This window comes from Pseudomonas sp. NPDC087029 (assembly GCF_044745345.1).
Lineage (GTDB): Bacteria > Pseudomonadota > Gammaproteobacteria > Pseudomonadales > Pseudomonadaceae > Aquipseudomonas > Aquipseudomonas faucium.
The window spans coordinates 151,977-169,346 of record NZ_JBIVAB010000010.1 but is presented as its reverse complement, the minus strand read 5'-3'; the positions used below and the strand labels follow the sequence as shown (position 1 = coordinate 169,346).

Annotated in this window: 14 protein-coding genes; 4 read left to right on the top strand and 10 right to left on the bottom strand. The window is 65.4% G+C overall.

Annotation, left to right across the window (positions count from 1 at the left end):
- Positions 1-13: 13 nt before the first annotated feature.
- The 10 genes from icmH to ACIPG5_RS17450 form a co-directional block, all read right to left on the bottom strand.
- On the bottom strand, positions 14-727 hold the full coding sequence (gene icmH / locus ACIPG5_RS17495) for a type IVB secretion system protein IcmH/DotU (RefSeq protein WP_176517285.1): 714 nt from the start codon (positions 725-727) through the stop codon (positions 14-16).
- Complete coding sequence (gene tssK / locus ACIPG5_RS17490; RefSeq protein ID WP_176517284.1) at positions 724-2,067, bottom strand: type VI secretion system baseplate subunit TssK; 1,344 nt, start codon at positions 2,065-2,067, stop codon at positions 724-726. The genes icmH and tssK overlap by 4 nt, the downstream gene beginning before the upstream one ends.
- Positions 2,060-2,776, bottom strand: coding sequence for a type VI secretion system lipoprotein TssJ (gene tssJ / locus ACIPG5_RS17485; protein ID WP_176517283.1), 717 nt, complete (start codon positions 2,774-2,776; stop codon positions 2,060-2,062). Before tssJ ends, tssK begins: the two co-directional genes overlap by 8 nt.
- Before the next feature lie 72 nt (positions 2,777-2,848).
- A complete protein-coding gene (tssH, locus tag ACIPG5_RS17480) occupies positions 2,849-5,449 on the bottom strand; it encodes a type VI secretion system ATPase TssH (protein ID WP_401376639.1) in 2,601 nt (866 codons plus the stop codon).
- Positions 5,446-6,516 carry a type VI secretion system baseplate subunit TssG gene (gene tssG / locus ACIPG5_RS17475; RefSeq protein WP_176517281.1) on the bottom strand — a complete coding sequence of 357 codons (1,071 nt, stop codon included), beginning with the start codon at positions 6,514-6,516 and terminating at the stop codon, positions 5,446-5,448. Before tssG ends, tssH begins: the two co-directional genes overlap by 4 nt.
- Positions 6,480-8,312, bottom strand: coding sequence for a type VI secretion system baseplate subunit TssF (gene tssF / locus ACIPG5_RS17470; protein WP_176517280.1), 1,833 nt, complete (start codon positions 8,310-8,312; stop codon positions 6,480-6,482). Before tssF ends, tssG begins: the two co-directional genes overlap by 37 nt.
- On the bottom strand, positions 8,312-8,794 hold the full coding sequence (gene tssE / locus ACIPG5_RS17465; RefSeq protein ID WP_176517279.1) for a type VI secretion system baseplate subunit TssE: 483 nt from the start codon (positions 8,792-8,794) through the stop codon (positions 8,312-8,314). Before tssE ends, tssF begins: the two co-directional genes overlap by 1 nt.
- A 32-nt stretch (positions 8,795-8,826) precedes the next feature.
- Entirely contained in the window at positions 8,827-10,329 is a 1,503-nt protein-coding gene (gene tssC, locus ACIPG5_RS17460) for a type VI secretion system contractile sheath large subunit (protein WP_176517278.1), read from the bottom strand.
- Between the two features lie 14 nt (positions 10,330-10,343).
- Positions 10,344-10,877: a type VI secretion system contractile sheath small subunit gene (gene tssB, locus ACIPG5_RS17455; protein ID WP_176517277.1), complete on the bottom strand. Its 534-nt coding sequence runs from the start codon at positions 10,875-10,877 to the stop codon at positions 10,344-10,346.
- A 62-nt stretch (positions 10,878-10,939) separates the two neighbouring features.
- The gene (locus ACIPG5_RS17450; RefSeq protein ID WP_401376633.1) at positions 10,940-11,689 is read right to left on the bottom strand and encodes a hypothetical protein; all 750 of its coding nucleotides are present in this window, start codon (positions 11,687-11,689) and stop codon (positions 10,940-10,942) included.
- A 658-nt stretch (positions 11,690-12,347) separates the two neighbouring features.
- Here ACIPG5_RS17450 and ACIPG5_RS17445 point away from each other — a divergent pair.
- From ACIPG5_RS17445 to ACIPG5_RS17430, 4 genes are all read left to right on the top strand, one after another.
- Entirely contained in the window at positions 12,348-13,523 is a 1,176-nt protein-coding gene (locus ACIPG5_RS17445) for a M20 aminoacylase family protein (RefSeq protein ID WP_401376630.1), read from the top strand.
- 95 nt (positions 13,524-13,618) lie between these two features.
- Positions 13,619-14,929, top strand: coding sequence for a citrate-proton symporter (locus ACIPG5_RS17440; RefSeq protein WP_176517274.1), 1,311 nt, complete (start codon positions 13,619-13,621; stop codon positions 14,927-14,929).
- Positions 14,926-16,383 (top strand): amidase, encoded by a 1,458-nt coding sequence (locus ACIPG5_RS17435; RefSeq protein WP_401376627.1) that lies wholly within the window; start codon positions 14,926-14,928, stop codon positions 16,381-16,383. Before ACIPG5_RS17440 ends, ACIPG5_RS17435 begins: the two co-directional genes overlap by 4 nt.
- Before the next feature lie 69 nt (positions 16,384-16,452).
- Complete coding sequence (locus tag ACIPG5_RS17430; protein ID WP_401376624.1) at positions 16,453-17,238, top strand: IclR family transcriptional regulator; 786 nt, start codon at positions 16,453-16,455, stop codon at positions 17,236-17,238.
- Positions 17,239-17,370 lie beyond the last annotated feature (132 nt).

The following is a 17,370-nucleotide window of genomic DNA, read 5'->3' as shown; positions in this document are numbered from 1 at the left end:
GACCGTACCCAAGTTAAACGCCGAACAGTTGTCGGACCTGTTCTGCCAATGCCGCGACTTCCTTGCCCAGCAACCAGTCCAGGGTCAGGTACACGGCGCCGCAGACAAGTGCCACCAGCACCAGGTAAAGCCACAGCGGCACTTCGTAGCGCAGCATCTGCGAGACCTGGTCGGGCAGCGCCCACTGCGCGGCGAGTGCCTTGCGTGGCGCACGGTGGCGGGCGATGTCCTGGCCCAGGGTGTTGGCGATGTAGCGCAGCTGGTCTTTCTGCTCCAGGCTGTACTTGCCCTCGAAGCCCAGGGCCAGGCACAGGTGGTACACCTCGAGCACATCGAGGTTGCGCTTGACGTCGCTGCGCAGGCTGTCGAGCTTGTCGAAGAAGCCCTGGCCGGCCAGGTGCACGCCGAAGTACTGGAACTGCAGCGGGTTGATCTCGATCTGGTTGCGGATCTCGCTGGGCCCGGCATTGAGCACGCTCTCGTCGAGAAACGCGCACAGCGCGTACTGGGCGTCCTTGACCTGCTCGACGCTGTAGTTGGCACGCCGCGCATCGCGCTCCAGCGCCGGGAAGAACTCATCGACACTGGCGCGCAGGCGCTTGACGTCGACTACCTTGTTGCCCCGGCGAATCATCAGCGCCATGGTCAGGAAGTCCTTGACCAGGTCCTTGAGGGTCGAGGGTTGTTCGACGGCGGTCACGCCGCCTGGCATCACGGCAACAGTCATTTGAGCACCGCCATCAGTTCGAGCTTGAGGTTCTTGAAGGCACTGGGCACGTAGAAGGCGATGGCGTTGGCGCCCATCATGCGTTCATACACGCGGCCATGCGGTTCGATCGCGAAGTACTGGTTGTCCAGGCGCACCGGGATGGCATTGGGCGTGCGCACGCAGTGGTTGAGCGTGGCGCCGGGCATGGCGGTGTTGACCACCACTTCGATGTCTTCCGGCGAGCCGACCTTGAACGCCCGCGGTACCAGTTCCAGCACCTGGGCGCCGGGCATGTCGGCGTGCACCGAGATGTAGAAGTCGGCATCGGCCAGGCGCGGGTCGTTGAGGCGGCCGACGTAGTACGACGGGCGCGTCTGGTCCAGCGCAATCGGGATGTACTGGTTGGGCACCACGCTGTTGAGCAGCTCGCGCACCAGCCGGTCGAGCTTGAGCATCGAGGCGGCCGGATCGTGGTGGTCGTAGGGCGCAATGTCATCCAGGCGGGCGTTGAGCGAGAAGGTCAGCAGGCTACCGGCCAGCTCGGCGAGGAAGCGGTACAACTGCTCCGGGTGCAGCCGCGGGTGCTGCAGCAAGTGGGCAAGGCCCGGGTAGGCGCGGTTGACGGTGTACAGCAGCCAGAACAGGCTGACGTCGCTGGAGCCGAACTCGGCGATCTGGTCGGCGCGCTCGCGGCGCCGCCCGGACAACGTTTCGCTCTTGCTCTGCAGCAGCGCCAGCAGGCGCTGGGCGATGGTCAGCAAGGTGTCGTGGGCGCCCAGGTGCAAGGCGGGGTGGACGAACTGGCTGTCGACGCTGAAGGCGTTGAGGTTGTTGCGCTGCAGGTGCAGCAGCGGGCAATAGCTGTAGCCGTCCAGGGCATCGCCATCGACCAGCAGCACCACGTTCAGGCGCAGGCTGGTGATCTCGTTCTCCAGGTCGCCTTCGTTGAGGTCGGGCAGGGTATCGAAGGCCTTGCGGTAGCGGCGTGCGCCCTGGCGTTCGGCACCTTCCTCGAGGTAGTTGGCGCTGTAGGGTTCTGCCAGCTTGAGGGCGGCATACACCTTCAGGCCCGAGCCCTGCATCACGTCCTTGAGGTCGCGGGCGGCGGGCAGCGGGTCGTGCTGCGGGGCATCGAACACCGAGCCGTCAGGGAACACCAGGTGCAGGCGCTTGAGCTGCAGGATGCCGCCGCTCAGGGCCTGCTCGTCGACTTCCAGGGCTTGCACGCCCCAGTGGAACGGCGAGCTGCGCAGGCTTGCCTGGGCCAGCTGGTGCTGGTGGAACTCGTCCTGGTACTGGAAGTGCTGGGGCAGGAGGAACATGCCCTCCGACCACATCACACGGCTTTTCTTACTCATGGATACCTTCCAGTGCTGAGTCGAACAGGTTGTTCATCGATTTCTTCATGGATTGGTCGGCGGCCTGTTCGGCCGCCTGCTGCGCGGAGTCCAGCGCCTTGGCCTGCAGCTGCTGGGCCACGGTGGGCTGCGGTTGCGCCGGCTGCAAAGTGGCCACGGCCTGCTGGTTGGGCAGCTCCAGCACGTCCTGGCCGCGCTCGGCGGTGATGGCGTTGTGGTCGAGCAGGATGCGGCCGCCACTGGAGGAGAAGAAGATGCCGTCCTTGCGGAAGGCGTCGGCGTTGAAGGCCATCTTCCAGCGGCCACCGCTTTCGTCGCGGAAGAAGGCGGCCACGGCCACGTAGCGTGCCTGTTTGTTCAAGGGCCAGCGCTGGATGTCGCCGATGCCGGGCAGCACCACCCGCTCACGGCTGTCGAGCAGGGTATTGCCCAGCGCCTGCTCCGGGTGCTGCTGCAAGGTGTCGGCATCGCTGCTGACGAAGCGCTCCAGGCTGGTGAGCTGGTAGATCCGGGTGACCACCGACAGCGGCGTGCCGGCAGCGTCCGGGTTCAGCTGGTTGCCACCGTCGATGGTGAGGATCACCTGCTCGTCGCTGCTGAACAGCATGTCGCCAGCCCACGTGTCGTCGACTCGCTTGCCGACCCGGTCGGTGATGCCGCAGGCGCTCAGCGCCGATGCCACGATCAATACACCCAGTAACCTGCCCATTGCCCTGCTCCTGATGATTCGCTCTGGCAGCACCCGTGCTGCCGATGGTCCCTGCGTCAACGTGTGTATCCCTTACGCCAGGCTGTAGGTGAAACCACCGGCCTCATCCAGGTCGATGCGCAGGCTGTTGATCGGCTGGTCCTCGGCCATGCGCGCCAGTACATGCTCGGCCAGCTCCGGCATGAGGCTGCCCGAGAGGATGTTGTCGATGTTGCGTGCACCGCTGTCGACTTCGGTGCAGCGCGCGGCAATCGCCGGCACCAGCGCCGGGCCAAAGTGCAGCTGGGCCTGGTGGTTGTGCTCGAAGCGTTGGCGGATACGCGCAAGCTTCAGGCCGACGATGCGTTCGAGAATGGCGTCCTGCACCGGGTAGTAGGGGACGATGCTCAGGCGGCCGAGGAATGCCGGCTTGAACACGGCATTGAGCTGCTCGCGCAGGTCCTCGACCAGTTGCGCCGGGGCTGGGGCCTGTACGGCCCCCAGGCAGGTGCGCATGATGTGCTCGGTGCCGACGTTGGAGGTAAGGATGATCACCGTGTTGCGGAAGTTGATCTCGCGCCCTTCGCCGTCGTCCAGCACGCCCTTGTCGAACACCTGGAAGAACAGTTCGAGCACGTCGGGGTGGGCCTTTTCCACCTCGTCGAGCAGCACCACGCTGTAAGGCTTGCGGCGCACCGCTTCGGTCAGCACGCCGCCTTCGCCGTAGCCGACGTAGCCGGGTGGCGAACCCTTGAGGCTGGAGACGGTGTGGGCCTCCTGGTACTCGGACATGTTGATGGTGATCACGTTGCGCTCGCCGCCGTAGAGGGTGTCGGCCAGGGCCAGGGCGGTCTCGGTCTTGCCCACGCCGCTGGGGCCGAGCAGCAGGAACACGCCGATCGGCTTGTTCGGGTCTTCCATGCGCGCCCGGGAAATCTTGATGCGCTTGCCGATCTCGTGCAGGGCGTGGTCCTGGCCGAGCACGCGCTCGGCCATCAGCGCGGGCAGGCGCTGCACGGTGTCGATTTCGTCGCGCAGCATCTTGCCCAGCGGGATGCCGGTCCAACCGGCGATCACTTCACCGATGGTGGCGCCATCGACCAGGGCGTGGACCAGCGGCTCCTCGCCCTGGACATCGGCCAACTGGTTGCGCAGTGCGGCCAGTTCGGTGCGGTTGTCGGTGTCACTGGCCTCGCCCAGGGCGTGGATCTGGCGCACCAGTTCCAGCTCGCGCTGCCACTGCAGGTTCAGCCGCTGCTGGCGCTCGCTGGCCTGAGCGAGTTGTTCGTGCAGTTGCTCGAGCCGGCGCTGGTGGTCGCTGCCTTGGCGTTGCTCCTGCTGCAGCAGGGTGATTTCCGCCTGGAGGTGGCCGACCAGGCGCAGGCAGTCTTCAAGACGCCCCGGTTGCGCGCTCTGGCCCAGGGCAACCCTGGCGCAGGCGGTGTCGAGCACGCTGACAGCCTTGTCCGGCAGCTGCCGGCCGGTGATGTAGCGGCTGGACAGGCGCACCGCCTGCACCAGGGCATCGTCCATCACCGCCACGCGGTGGTGCGCCTGCATCTTGTCGAGCAGCCCGCGCAGCATATAGATAGCCTGCTGTTCGTCTGGCTCCTCAACCTTGACCACCTGGAAGCGGCGGGCGAGGGCGGCGTCTTTTTCGAAGTACTTCTTGTATTCGGCCCAGGTGGTGGCGGCGATGGTGCGCAATTCGCCGCGCGCCAAAGCTGGCTTGAGCAGGTTGGCCGCATCGTTCTGTCCGGCCTGGCCACCGGAGCCGATCAGCGTGTGGGCTTCGTCGATGAACAGGATGATCGGGTGGACGCTGCGCTTGGTCTCCTCGATCACCGATTTCAGGCGGTTCTCGAACTCACCCTTGATCCCGGCACCGGCCTGCAGCAGGCCCAGGTCCAGGGTGTGGATGGCGACGCCCTTGAGTGGCGCCGGCACATCGCCCTGGGCGATACGCAGGGCCAGGCCCTCGACCACGGCAGTTTTGCCGACGCCGGCTTCGCCGGTGAGGATCGGGTTGTTCTGCCGGCGGCGGGTGAGGATATCGACCATCTGCCGAACTTCGGCTTCGCGGCCCAGCACCGGGTCGATCCGGCCTTCGCGGGCACTGCGGGTCAGGTCGACGGTGTACTGGTCCAGCGCCGGGGTCTTGCCCGACCCCGCGGCCCGGGCGGGCGCTGCGCTGCCGGCGGCGGCCAGCGGCGTGGCCTGCTGGGCTTCACCACTGGCGCTGATCAGCTCGGCCAGGTTGGCGCGCAGGTCGTCGACGTTGACCTTTTCCAGTTCGGCCGCGCTGGCCAGCACCAGCCGGCGCAGGTCGGGGTCATTGAGCAGGGCCAGCAGCAGGTAGCCGCTGCGGATCTGTTGGCTGGCGTATTCGATCGAGGCCAGCACCCAGGCGCGTTCGATCAGCTGGGTGATGTGCGGCGACAGGGCGGGGGTGCGGGTGTTGCCAGTCTTGAACCCTTCCAGTGCCTGGGCCAGCTGCGATTGCAGGCGCTCGACCACCACATCGTAATGACGCAGCAGCGGGCGCAGGTCGTTGTCGTCGCCTTCGAGCAGTTGCAACAGCACGTGCTCGATGTCCACTTCGTAGTGACGCTCGGCAAGGCACAGCGCGGCGGCGCTCTCGGTGGCGCTGCGGCAGGTGTCGTTGAGCTTGGCAAACAAGGACTTGAGATTCACAGCGAGACCCCATCAAAAGGAATACTAAAAATGCCGCAGCGCACAGGCTTGGCCTGGCTGCCGGGCCGCTTCAGCCAGCCCATCCAGCCCAGCGCCACGCCGCCTTGGCGGCCCAGGCGGGCAACCGGTACGGCTTCGGGCTTGAGTTGCGGTGCCAGTTCGAAATCAAGGCTCGGGCCGAGGTAGAAGCGCACCAGCTCGACCAGCTTGCGGTAGGTATCGGTGCCCGGCAGCAAGCGCTGGTAATCGGCCAGCTCCAGCGGGCCGATCTCGATACGCACGCACGACTGGTAGTCCCAGACGCGGTTGCCGGCGACGCTGCTCTGGCCCAGCTGGGCGTTCTGCCGGCCCAGGCGCGTGCACTGCTCGGGCGCCAGTTGCAGCCAGCGCCCGGCGAACTGAGTTACGGTGAACGTCAGGCCGAAGTAGAAGCACAGCATCGCCTGCAGGTTCTGCGGGTTGCGCGGGCGCTGGGTGAACAACCCGGCGAAATGGCTGTACAGCTCGTGGCGCAACCCCGCGCCGGCTTCGCCGAACTTGCGCTTCTGGCCTTGCTCGCCGAAGCCCACCAGGTTGAGCAGGTAGCGTTCGAAGTCCGAGGCGCCGTTGCGCTCATGCTCGATGTGGAACCGGTACTTCTGCCAGGCCTGGTAGAACAGCGCGACCATGCGGTGGGAGAACAGGTCCAGGAACGCGTGCGCGGCATCGTCGCGGTACTGGATGTGACGGTTCATCAGCAGCTCGGTGTAGGGCCGCGGCAGCACGCCCGACGGGCCCACCAGGCCCATGAAGGTCACCTGCACCTCGGACAGCGGCTGGCCGTTGATGTTGCTGCGCTCGGCGCGCTCGAACTTCAGTTCGCTGACTTCGCTGACCGGGAAGTTCAGCGACAGTTGCGAGCGAAAACGCAGCGGGTCTTCATGCGGCCGGGTTTCCGGGTCGATACGCCCGGCACGGCTGTAGTGCAGGCGCAGCAGCCGTACCAGTTGGAAGAATTCGAACCGGTAGGGCTCCGCGCGTGCCTGGTCGATCAGACCAGGGGTTGATCGCCGGTTCTGGCTGGCCATTGTACGATTCTCTTTTCCCGCTGACGGGTACGCAGGGTGAGTTGGGTGAAGCTGTTGACGGTGCAGTACTGGCTGAAGAAGTGATCGAGGATCTTGCCGAACAGGAACACGCCGCTGCCGATGTACTGGCTTTCGTCCAGTTCCAGGGTGATGCCCACGCCGCGCACGAAATTCGGCCGCGGGTGGCCGATGCGCGCCACCACCGGTTCGCTCTTGATCGACAGGATGCCGCTGATCTGCTTGCGCACGGCCGATGTGCGCCGGTAGTCGTAGAGGCTGAGCATTTCCTGCAGCACCTCCTTGCCATTGGCCACCAGCGACAGGTGGTTCAGCGACAGGTGCGAGACCAGCCGCCAGATCAGGCCTTCGCCCAGGGGCACGCGGGCCGTGGCGGTGGGTTTGCGCAGCATGCGGATGCTGTCGACCACGCCGTCCTGGTCGAGGCTGAAGTCGCTCTGGTTGCCGCCGTAGCTGAGCAGTTGCGGCAAGTCGCGGTTGCTGCAGGTCAGGGCGATGCTCAGGGTGTCGTTGCTGGTGTCGATCAGGTCCAGCTCGCGGTCGACCACGCGGATCAGCATGTCGGTGCCGCCCTGGCTGCCGCGCCGTGACGGTTGCCGGCGGCCGATCCAGTAGCAGGCATCCGGGCCCAGCTCACCGCGCGGTTCGAAGAATGGGTTGCAGGCGCTGACCGTGTCTTTGCCAGCCAGCTTGCGCACCCGCAGCACGCGGTCGATCGACACCACTTCGGCGTTGCCTTGCAGGCGCACGTCCGGGGTCACCGGATATTCGGGCAGCGCGTGGGTCAGCTTGATCGGCTCGGCCTGATGCTTGAACAGGTTGATGATCGGCGTGCAGCCGAGCTTGAAGTTGTTGCGGCCGATGTTCTGCGCCAGGCGTACCAGGCGCTCGCCCAGCTCGAAGTGGGCGAAGTAGAAGTTGATCTCCAGCGTGCGCAGGTCACGCCCGGCCAGGCTGCGCTTGAGCCCGCCGATGTCGAAGAACATGAACTTGTCGGGGAAGGTGAAGTAGTCATGCAGCAGGCGGTAGCCGGCGAACGAGCGCGACGAGTAGTCGACCAGGCCATCGGCGGCTTCGAAACCCACGGCCTGCAGGGCATCGGCGGGCAGGCCGATCTCGCGGCGCTGGCCATTCTCGGTGAAGCTCAGGGTGGCCTTGGCCAGGTTGTTGAACAACAGTTCGTACAGTTGCAGCATCAACGTGCTTTCGCCGTCGAGGAAGAACCGCAGCGAGTGGATGTCCAGCTGGCCGAAGTGCTGGTCAGTGGTCGCCGCCAGGGCGATTTTCAGGTGGGCGACCAGGTCGGCGCTGTGGCCGTTGAACACCGAGCGTTCGAGTTCGACGAACGCGGCATCCTGGACCGCGATGGGCCACAGTTGTACCGGGTAGCAGGTGCGGAACCGGCAGGCGACACCGTCGACAACGCGCGAAGCGATTTCGCTGTGGCGCTCGATGGTATGGCAGCCGGTCAACGCCGCCCGGTTGCCGGCGCAGAACTCGGCGATCGACAACGCCGGGGTAGGGCGCAGGTAATGCGGGTAGAGAACTTCGAGGAAGGCTTCGACGATTTCCGGAAACTCGTCATCGAGCTTTTTATGAATCCGTGCCGAAAGGAACGAAAACGCTTCGATCAGGCGCTCGGTGTGCGGGTCTTCGCAGTTGTCCCCTTCGATCAGCAGGCGCGAGGCGATTTTCGGGTACTCGCGCGCAAATTCCTGCCCGAGGTAGCGCAGGTGCGAGAGTTCCTTTTCGTAGTAGGGCAGCAGATCGTCGAGCATCAGTTGAGGTTCTGCACTTTGTATTCTTGGGTATTGACCTGGAGTACCGCATCGAAGGACACCTGGCGCGTGGCGTCCTGCAGGTGCAGCACCGCATCGACCCGGAAGGTCAGCATGCGGTGGCCCACTTGCTGGTTCATCAATTGCACGCGCACCGCGCGAAAGCGTTTGTCGCCCACGCTGATGGCGCGTTCCAGCTGCGCCTGGATCAACCGCCGGTCCTCGGGGTTGAGCACGCCCTTGCTGGTGAAGTCGGGCATGCCGTACTCAAGGATGCTGCCGGCCAGTTGCGGATGGCTGCCCAGGCGCTCGGCGACCAGGCACTGGCGGGTATTGACCAGCACCTCGAGGTCGCGGATCAGGCTGGCCTTGTAATCGGCCAAAGAGCACAGGCGCCCGGACACCGCCTCGCTTGCCTGATGCGGTACATCATCGAGCAAGCGATCGAGCAGCGTGGGTACCAATTGGTAGTGACGGCTCATGGGTGAACTGCGCCTTCCTGGCCTGGGTTCGATCAGCTACGGGTGGATTGCGGAAGTTCGGCGACCAGGCGCAGCGAGGCGGTCAGTTCGTCGAGCTGGTAGTGCGGGCGCAGGAACGCCACGGCCTTGTAGGCACCCGGCTTGCCGGGCACTTCCACGACCTCGACACTGGCTTCGCGCAGCGGGAACTTGGCCTTGGCCTCCTGGCCCGCGGTGTCGTCGAGCAGCACGTAGTCAGCCAGCCATTCGTTGAGGAACGACTCGACGTCCTTGCGCGAGGCAAAGCTGCCGATCTTGTCGCGCATGATCGCCTTCATGTAGTGGGCGATGCGCGAAGTGGCGAAGATGTACTGCAGCTGCGCCGACAGGCGTGCGTTGGCGTTGGCAATGTCGGTGTTGTACTGCTTCTGCTTCTGTGCTGACTGGGTGCCGAAGAACGCGGCGTAGTCGGTGCCCTTGCAGTGCACCAGGGGGATGAAGCCCAGGTCCGACAGCTCTTTTTCGCGGCGGTCGGTGATAGCGATTTCAGTCGGGCACTTAAGCGCGACTTCGCCGTCGTCGGTCTTGAAGGTGTGGGTCGGCAGCCCTTCGACCAGGCCTCCGCCTTCCACGCCACGAATCGCCACGCACCAGCCGTAGCGCGAGAAGGCGTCGGTGACGCGCGTGCCCAGGGCGTAGGCGGCGTTCATCCACAGGTACTTGTTGTGGTCGCGGCCGTCGACGCTTTCGACGAAATTGAATTCGTCCACCGGCACGGTATCCGGGCCGTAGGGCAGGCGGCCAAGCACATGGGGCAAGGTCAGGCCGACGTAGCGCGAGTCTTCCGAGGCGCGGAACGACTTCCACTTGGCGTACTCGACGGTGTCGAAGATCTTCGCCAGGTCGCGCGGGCCGGACATGTCGGTGAACGAGTCCCAGCCGAACAGCTCGGGCGAGGCAGCCGAAATGAACGGTGCGTGGGCAGCGGCGGCGACGTGCGAGATTTCTTCGAGCAGGTACATGTCTTCGGGGCTGCGGGTGAACTCGTAGTCGCCCAGCAGCATGCCGAATGGCGCGCCGCCAAAGGTGCCGTATTCCTCTTCGTAGATTTTCTTGAACAGCGCGCTCTGGTCGAATTCGCTGGCAGCCTTCAGATCGCGCACCAGGTCTTTCTTCGAGGCGTTGAGCAGGTGGATCTTCAGCGTGGTGCTGGTTTCGGTCTGGTCGACCTGGTACTTCAGGCCGCGCCACGAAGCCTCCAACTGCTGGAACTCGCGGGCGTGCATGATCTCGTTCATCTGCTCGGAGAGCATCGCGTCGATTTCGGCGATGCGTGCATCCAGTACCGCGATCAGGTCCTTGCTCGGCGTCAGTTCGCCTTCCAGTACCTGGCCGACCAGTTCACCGATCAGGTCGCGGGTGCGGCTGCGTTCGGTTTCCGAGCGGGCCACGCGGCTTTCGGAAATGATGCTGTCGAGCAGCGAGGCCTGCGGGGCGAAGTGCTCGACTTCGACCAGGTCGGTGTCCTGCTGCGGCAGTGCTTGTTTGTCGGTCATCGTCTGGCTCCTGCTTACTCGTTGCCGTCGGCGGCGGGGACGGCGGCCTCGCGACCGAATTCCTTGCCCAGGGTTTTCAGCTTCTCGGTGTTCTGCAGCACGTCCATCAGCAGCTCTTCGAGCTTGTCGTTGCCGCCCATCTTGTTGCGCAGGTCAGCCAGCTTGTTGCGCACTTCCAGCAGCTTGCGCAGCGGCTCGACCTGCTTGACCACGTTCTGCGGCTCGAAGTCTTCCATGCTGTTGAAGTTCAGCTCCACGCCCAGTTGGGTGCCGTTCTTGGCCAGGGTGTTGTCGACGCGGTAGGTCAGGCGCGGCTTGATGCCCTTGAGCACGCCGTTGAAGTTGTCGCGGTCGATGAACACGAACTTGCGGTCCTTGAGCTTGGGCAAGGGCTCCAGCGGGTTGCCGGAGAAATCCCCCAGCACGCCGACGACGAAGGGCAGTTCCTTTTTCTCGATCGCATCGCCGATGTCCACGTCGTAGGTGATGTGGACCCGCGGCGCGCGAACGCGGTCGAGTTTGTGCTGGGTACTTTCCTTCTTCGCCATCGTGATCTCCAATGCGAGCAATTCGCTGCGAAACTTGGCGCGGCCCGGTAGCGGGCCGCGCGTTACAGTCCTTCGATCGTCAGCAGCAGGCGCTGACGGATTTCGTCGTTCATTTCCAGGATGTTGTCGCGGCCCACCAGCTCTTCGAAGCTGGTGTTGCCGGCAATCTGCGTGCTGCTGCGGATGACCGAATCGTCCGGAAGCTCCGAACGCACCGGCGCGCTGATGACGCAGAACGGCAGGTCGCCCAGGCCCTTGAGGCGCTCGAAGCTCAGGCCGAAGCGCAGGCCTTCGAACAGCCGGCCAAGGCCGGGCGACTTGCTCAGGCAGTAGAACAGCACCAGGTAGTGCACCACGAAGCGGTACAGCTCGGCGCTGCTGCGATTGGGGTCGTTGATGACGCTGCGAAAGCGCGCCAGCTCGAAGCCCTGGAAGCCCACCACCCAGCGCACCGGGCTGGTGATACGGATGACCTGGCCGCTCTGGGCCAGCACCTTGTCGTATTCGAGGGGGAACAATTCGGGGGTGGTGCTGATGAGGTTGAGCGGCACGTCCAGCTCGCTCACCAGCTGGAAAGGGGAGGCCGAGCCGATGCGCTCGTAGAGTTCGATAAGCGACTGGAAGTGGCCCTGGGTTTCGCGCCCGCTGCTGCGTTGCGCGCCCTGCAGGTATTCGCCGAACAGCGTTTGCGGACGGATCAGCGGGGCCACGGTGGCGAGGTAATCCGACGCCTGCGCCTTGAGCGCATCGGAAATAGCCCGCGTCTGGCCACGCAGCCTGATCAGTGCTTCGACATCGAATGTCTGGGTCATTGGTGCATCGTCCATGAAGCTTGCTGTTCGTCCATGTTGCGCCTTGCGCACCGACCTGAAATCGCGGTGCTGGCACATGAATATCGTGTTGCCAGTAATGTCGTGTAGGGCAGCTCGTCGTAGGAGAAGTTCCAGCGACGGCGGCGATTTTTTCCTTGTTTTGTGAACGGGTGCAATGGTGTCGCATTGCTATCGATTGATGGTTGAGGGCGCGGAAAATAGGCGATTGGCCCCGGAGGGAGTGGGTTTTGCGCGGGAAGAGTGAGCGCTGGATTCACCTCAAAATTATTTTTGAAAAAGTGAATCGCGTCGCATTTTTTGCCCGATGAACGGGTGTGTTTTCGGCTGGGCAATTGGCCATTAAATGATGGCAATGCGACGGAATACGGCGCGCCAGAGGCCTTGTAGGAGCGGATTTATCCGCGATGAAAACAACCCCGCACATGAGTAGTGCTTCACCCTGGACCGCGGATCAATCCGCCACCAAAGACTATGAAACCCTTCCCTCTACAACGCAGTTCCACCACGTGGAACCACATTCCATTGTGCTCCCACCCCCACTCGCGCTTATCTGTCCCCACCCACGACCTGCCTTTTCCCCGTCGTGATCTCAAGCGAACAACAAAAAACGGGACCCACCCGCGCGAGGAGATTCCCCATGTCGCAGCATCAGCACATCCTGGCCTGGCTCAATGACGTGGCCAGCGACCTGCACGCCATCCGCCACGATATCCACGCCCACCCCGAACTCGGTTTCGAAGAAAGCCGCACCTCAGCCCTGGTCGCGTCCTTGCTGCAGCAGTGGGGCTATGAAGTGCACACCGGCATCGGCAAGACCGGTGTGGTCGGTGTGCTGCGCAATGGCAGCAGCCCACGCAAGCTGGGCCTGCGCGCCGACATGGACGCACTGCCGATCATCGAGGCCACCGGCGCCCCATACAGCAGCCGCCACCAGGGCTGCATGCACGCCTGCGGCCATGACGGGCACACCACCATGCTGCTGGGCGCGGCGCGCTACCTGGCGGCGACGCGGCAGTTCGATGGCACGCTGACGCTGATCTTCCAGCCGGCCGAGGAGGGCCAGGGCGGGGCAGAGGCGATGCTGGCCGATGGCTTGCTGGAGCGCTTCCCCTGCGATGCGCTGTTCGGCATGCACAACATGCCGGGGCTGCCGGCGGGGCACCTGGGCTTTCGCGAGGGGCCGATGATGGCGTCGCAGGACTTGCTCACGGTGACCATCGACGGCGTCGGCGGGCATGGCTCGATGCCGCACCTGACGGTCGACCCGCTGGTGGCGGCGGCCAGTGTGGTGATGGCGCTGCAGACGGTGGTGGCGCGCAATATCGATGCCCAGGAGGCCGCGGTGGTGACGGTCGGGGCGCTGCAGGCGGGGGAGGCGGCCAACGTCATTCCACAGCAAGCGCTGCTGCGCCTGAGCCTGCGCGCGCTGGATGCCAAGGTGCGGGCGCAGACGCTGGAGCGGGTGCGGGCGATCATCACCCAGCAGGCCGAGAGCTTTGGCTGCACCAGCACCATCGAGCACCGCCCGGCGTACCCGGTGCTGGTCAACCATGCTGCGGAAAACGCCTTTGCCACCCAGGTCGGGGTCGAGCTGCTCGGCGCCGAGGCGGTGGATGGCAACACCCGCAAGCTGATGGGCAGCGAGGACTTCGCCTGGATGCTGCAGCGCTGCCCGGGCGCTTACCTGTTCATCGGCAACGGTGAAAAACGGCCGATGGTGCACAACCCCGCCTACGACTTCAACGACGACATCCTGCTGACCGGCGCGGCCTACTGGGGCGCGTTGGCGGAACGCTGGCTCGCGCCGGCCTGACCTTCCTGTATTGACCACTGCCGCTGGAACCTGGGCGCGACCGCGCCTGGGCGATCACTTGAACGTTGCTGGCCAACCGAAATGGAGTGTTCCGCATGCAGATTTCCAATACAGGCGCGTCGCGTACCCGGCAAGTGGTCGCGGCCGTCATCGGCAATGCCCTGGAGTGGTACGACTTCATCGTGTACGGCTTCCTGGCGAGCATCATCGCCCGCCAGTTCTTCCCCTCCGACGACGAATACGCTTCGCTGCTGATGGCCCTGGCCACCTTCGGCGTGGGCTTTTTCATGCGCCCGGTAGGCGGCGTGCTGCTGGGCGTGTATGCCGACCGCAAGGGGCGCAAGGCGGCGATGCAGCTGATCATTCGGCTGATGACCGTGTCCATCGCGATGATCGCCTTCGCCCCCAGCTACCTGGCCATCGGCATGGGCGCGCCGCTGCTGATCGTGGTGGCGCGCATGCTGCAGGGCTTTGCCACCGGCGGCGAGTACGCCAGCGCCACGGCGTTTCTGGTGGAGAGTGCGCCGGCCCATCGCAAGGGGCTGTATGGCTCGTGGCAGCTGGTGGGGCAATGCCTGGCGGTGTTCTCGGGGGCGGCGATGGTCGCGCTGGTGACCCACCTGTGCACGCCCGAGGCTTTGGACAGCTGGGGCTGGCGGATTCCGTTCGTGCTCGGCTTGCTGATCGGGCCGGTGGGGCTGTGGATTCGCAAGCACATGGAAGAGCCCGAGGAGTTTCTCGAAGCGCGCAAGCAGGCCAAGGGCGAGGCGCCCGGGCTGCTGCAGGTGCTGCGTGAGCATCGGCGCAGCCTGCTGGTGTCGATGGGCCTGGCCTGTGGCGCGACGGTGTCGTTCTACGTGGTGCTGGTGAACATGCCGACCTTCGCCCACAAGAACCTCGGCCTGCCGCTGGACCAGGTGCTGCTGGTGCAGATGCTCGCCGTGGGCCTGATGACCGTGGTCATCCCGCTGGCCGGCGCGCTGTCGGACCGGCTCGGCCGGCGGCCGGTGCTGATGGCCTTTACCCTGGCGTTTTTCGTGATGGTCTACCCGCTGTACGTGTGGGTGGCGGCGGCGCCGTCGATCGAGCGCCTGCTGGTGATGCAGCTGCTGCTGTGCACGGCCATCGGCGGCTTCTTCGGCCCGGCGCCGACCGCGCTGGCCGAGCAGTTTCCGGTGGCGGTGCGCTCCACCGGCGTGTCGGTGGCCTACAACGTGGCGGTGATGGTGTTCGGCGGCTTTGCGCCGCTGATCGTCACCTGGCTGAGCAAGGTGCTGGGCACGCCGGTGGCGCCGTCGTTCTACGTGCTGTTCGCCTGCCTGCTGACCCTGCTGGGCACCTACTGCCTGAAAGAGGCGCCGCGCGCCGCCAAACCCGTTGCCTACAACCTTGGAGTGAAACCGTGAACGCGTTAGCCATCGACCCGATCGTCAGCCTCGACGCCGAGGCGCTGTCCCAGGCGATCCATGCCCGCCAGTATTCCTGCCGTGAGGTGATGCAGGCGTACCTGGCGCAGATCGAGCGGTTCAACCCCAAGGTCAATGCGCTGGTGTCGTTGCGTGATGCCGAGGCGGTGCTGGCCGAGGCCGACGAGCGCGACCGCGAATTGGCGCGCGGCCAGTCACGCGGCTGGATGCACGGCATGCCCCAGGCGATCAAGGACCTGGCCGCCACCGCCGGGCTGCGCACCACCCTGGGCTCGCCCCTGTTCGCCGAGCAGGTGCCGAGCGAGGATGCGATCAGCGTGGCGCGGATGCGCGCGAGCGGGGCGATCATCGTCGGCAAGAGCAACGTGCCGGAGTTCGGCCTGGGCTCGCAGAGCTACAACACGCTGTTCGGCACCACCACCAATGCCTATGACCACAGCCGCGTGGCCGGCGGCAGCAGCGGCGGGGCGGCGGCGGCGCTGGCCATGCGCCTGCTGCCGGTGGCCGACGGCAGCGACATGATGGGCTCGCTGCGCAACCCGGCGGCGTTCAACAACGTCTACGGCCTGCGCCCCTCGCAAGGCCGGGTGCCGTTCGGGCCGACGCCGGAGCTGTTCGTCCAGCAGTTGGCCACTGAAGGCCCGATGGGGCGCAGCGTGCAGGATGTGGCGCGGTTGCTGACCGTGCAAGCCGGGCACGACCCGCGTGTGCCGTTGTCGATCAACGCCGGCACCATCGATTTTGCGGCGCAGTTGTCGCGCAGCTTCAAGGGCGCGCGGCTGGGCTGGCTGGGCGACTATGACGGCTACCTGGCGATGGACGATGGGGTCATGGCGCTGTGCGAAGCGGCGCTGGCGGATTTTGCCGAGCTGGGCTGCGAGGTCGAGGCCTGCCAGCCCGCCTTCGAGCCGGCGCGCTTGTGGCGCTGCTGGCTCACCCACCGCCACTTCCTGGTGCACGGCAACCTGGGCGCCGCCTATGCCGACCCGGCCAGGCGCGCCTTGCTCAAGCCCGAGGCGCAATGGGAAGTGGAAGGCGGCCTGAGGTTGGGCGCGCAGGACCTGTACCAGGCGTCAGTCGACCGCAGTGCCTGGTACCAGGCATTGGCCAGCTTGTTCGAGCGTTACGATTTTTTGCTGTTGCCAGCGGCCCAGGTGTTTCCTTTCGACGCAGCCGTGCCGTGGCCGCAGGTGGTTGGCGGGCGGGCGATGGACACCTACCACCGCTGGATGGAGGTGGTGATCGGCGCCACCCTGGCCGGCTTGCCGAGCATGAGCGTGCCGGTGGGCTTCAATGCCGCCGGCCTGCCCATGGGCCTGCAGATCATCGGCCCGGCCCAGGCCGACCAGGCCGTGCTGCAGCTGGCCTATGCCCATGAACAGCTGACCCGCTGGGTCGAGCGTTGCCCGCCAAGCGGCCTGCAAGCGCGCTGAAGGCCCTGGCCAGGCCCGTATCTTGCTGGGCATGATGACCATCCACGCACAGACACGGAGGTCAACTTCATGGGCACTCACATCGGTACAGCCTCTGACGGCGGTGGCGTGCGCTCGGTGGAGCGGGCGCTGGCCATCGTCGAGCTGCTGGGCGAGCACCAGGCGCTGGGGCTCGAAGAGCTGCACTACCTGACCACGCTGCCCAAGGCCACGGTGTCGCGCATGCTCGCCACCTTGCAGGAGCAGGGCTGGGTCTACCGTGGCCTGAGCGACCGGCGCTACCGCCTGTGTGCGCGGCGCCTGTTCGGCGACCGCCAGCAGCGTTTCAAGAGCCACCTGGTGGAAAGCGCAGCGCCGCTGCTGCTGGAGTTGAGCGAGCGCACGGGGTTGGTGGCGGACCTTTCGTGCTTTGACGGCGAGCGCCTGGAGGTGATGGAAAGCGCCATTCCCCAGGTGCTGCGCAAGCGCTACCCGAACAACTGCCAGATCGTCGGGCACCACGCCAGCCTGTTTCACTCGGCCATGGGCCGGGCGTGCCTGAAGGAGCTGGCGGTGGATGAGGTGCAGCGGCTGGCGGCCCATGAGCGGGTAGGGGATGAGGGGCTCTTGCGGGATATCGAGGCCGATGCGCACAAGGGTTTCGGGCAGCGCACCGAGGGGTTCTGGGAGTATCCGGTGCGCTTGCCGTTCCTGATCCGGGCGATTGCGCTGCCGGTGCGGGTGGAGGGGCGCCTGGCGGGGAGTATCGCCTTGCATTGGCCGCTGGACCAGGCACCGGTGGAGCGGGTGCTCAGCCTGCACCTGAACAGCCTGGCGCAGGCGGTGGGGGATGTGCAGCGGGCGGTGGTGAATTAGGGGGGGCATGCCTTGGGTTTTTGGGGGGGGGTGAGATCGAGCGCCGCCCGCGCGGCGCATCGCGGATGAATCCGCTCCTACATCTATTGCAACGTGCCACGGTCTGTCAGGCCATGGTTGTCCGCTTTTGGC

Bases quoted from the DNA above. Each gene is read 5' to 3' on its own strand.
- icmH (WP_176517285.1), bottom strand. From the start codon at position 727: ATGACTGTTGCCGTGATGCCAGGCGGCGTGACCGCCGTCGAACAACCC.
- ACIPG5_RS17445 (WP_401376630.1), top strand. From the start codon at position 12,348: ATGTCGCAGCATCAGCACATCCTGGCCTGGCTCAATGACGTGGCCAGC.
- ACIPG5_RS17430 (WP_401376624.1), top strand. From the start codon at position 16,453: ATGGGCACTCACATCGGTACAGCCTCTGACGGCGGTGGCGTGCGCTCG.
- tssF (WP_176517280.1), bottom strand. From the start codon at position 8,312: ATGCTCGACGATCTGCTGCCCTACTACGAAAAGGAACTCTCGCACCTG.
- tssC (WP_176517278.1), bottom strand. From the start codon at position 10,329: ATGACCGACAAACAAGCACTGCCGCAGCAGGACACCGACCTGGTCGAA.
- tssE (WP_176517279.1), bottom strand. From the start codon at position 8,794: ATGAGCCGTCACTACCAATTGGTACCCACGCTGCTCGATCGCTTGCTC.
- tssB (WP_176517277.1), bottom strand. From the start codon at position 10,877: ATGGCGAAGAAGGAAAGTACCCAGCACAAACTCGACCGCGTTCGCGCG.
- tssJ (WP_176517283.1), bottom strand. From the start codon at position 2,776: ATGGGCAGGTTACTGGGTGTATTGATCGTGGCATCGGCGCTGAGCGCC.
- ACIPG5_RS17440 (WP_176517274.1), top strand. From the start codon at position 13,619: ATGCAGATTTCCAATACAGGCGCGTCGCGTACCCGGCAAGTGGTCGCG.
- ACIPG5_RS17450 (WP_401376633.1), bottom strand. From the start codon at position 11,689: ATGACCCAGACATTCGATGTCGAAGCACTGATCAGGCTGCGTGGCCAG.
- tssG (WP_176517281.1), bottom strand. From the start codon at position 6,516: ATGGCCAGCCAGAACCGGCGATCAACCCCTGGTCTGATCGACCAGGCA.
- tssK (WP_176517284.1), bottom strand. From the start codon at position 2,067: ATGAGTAAGAAAAGCCGTGTGATGTGGTCGGAGGGCATGTTCCTCCTG.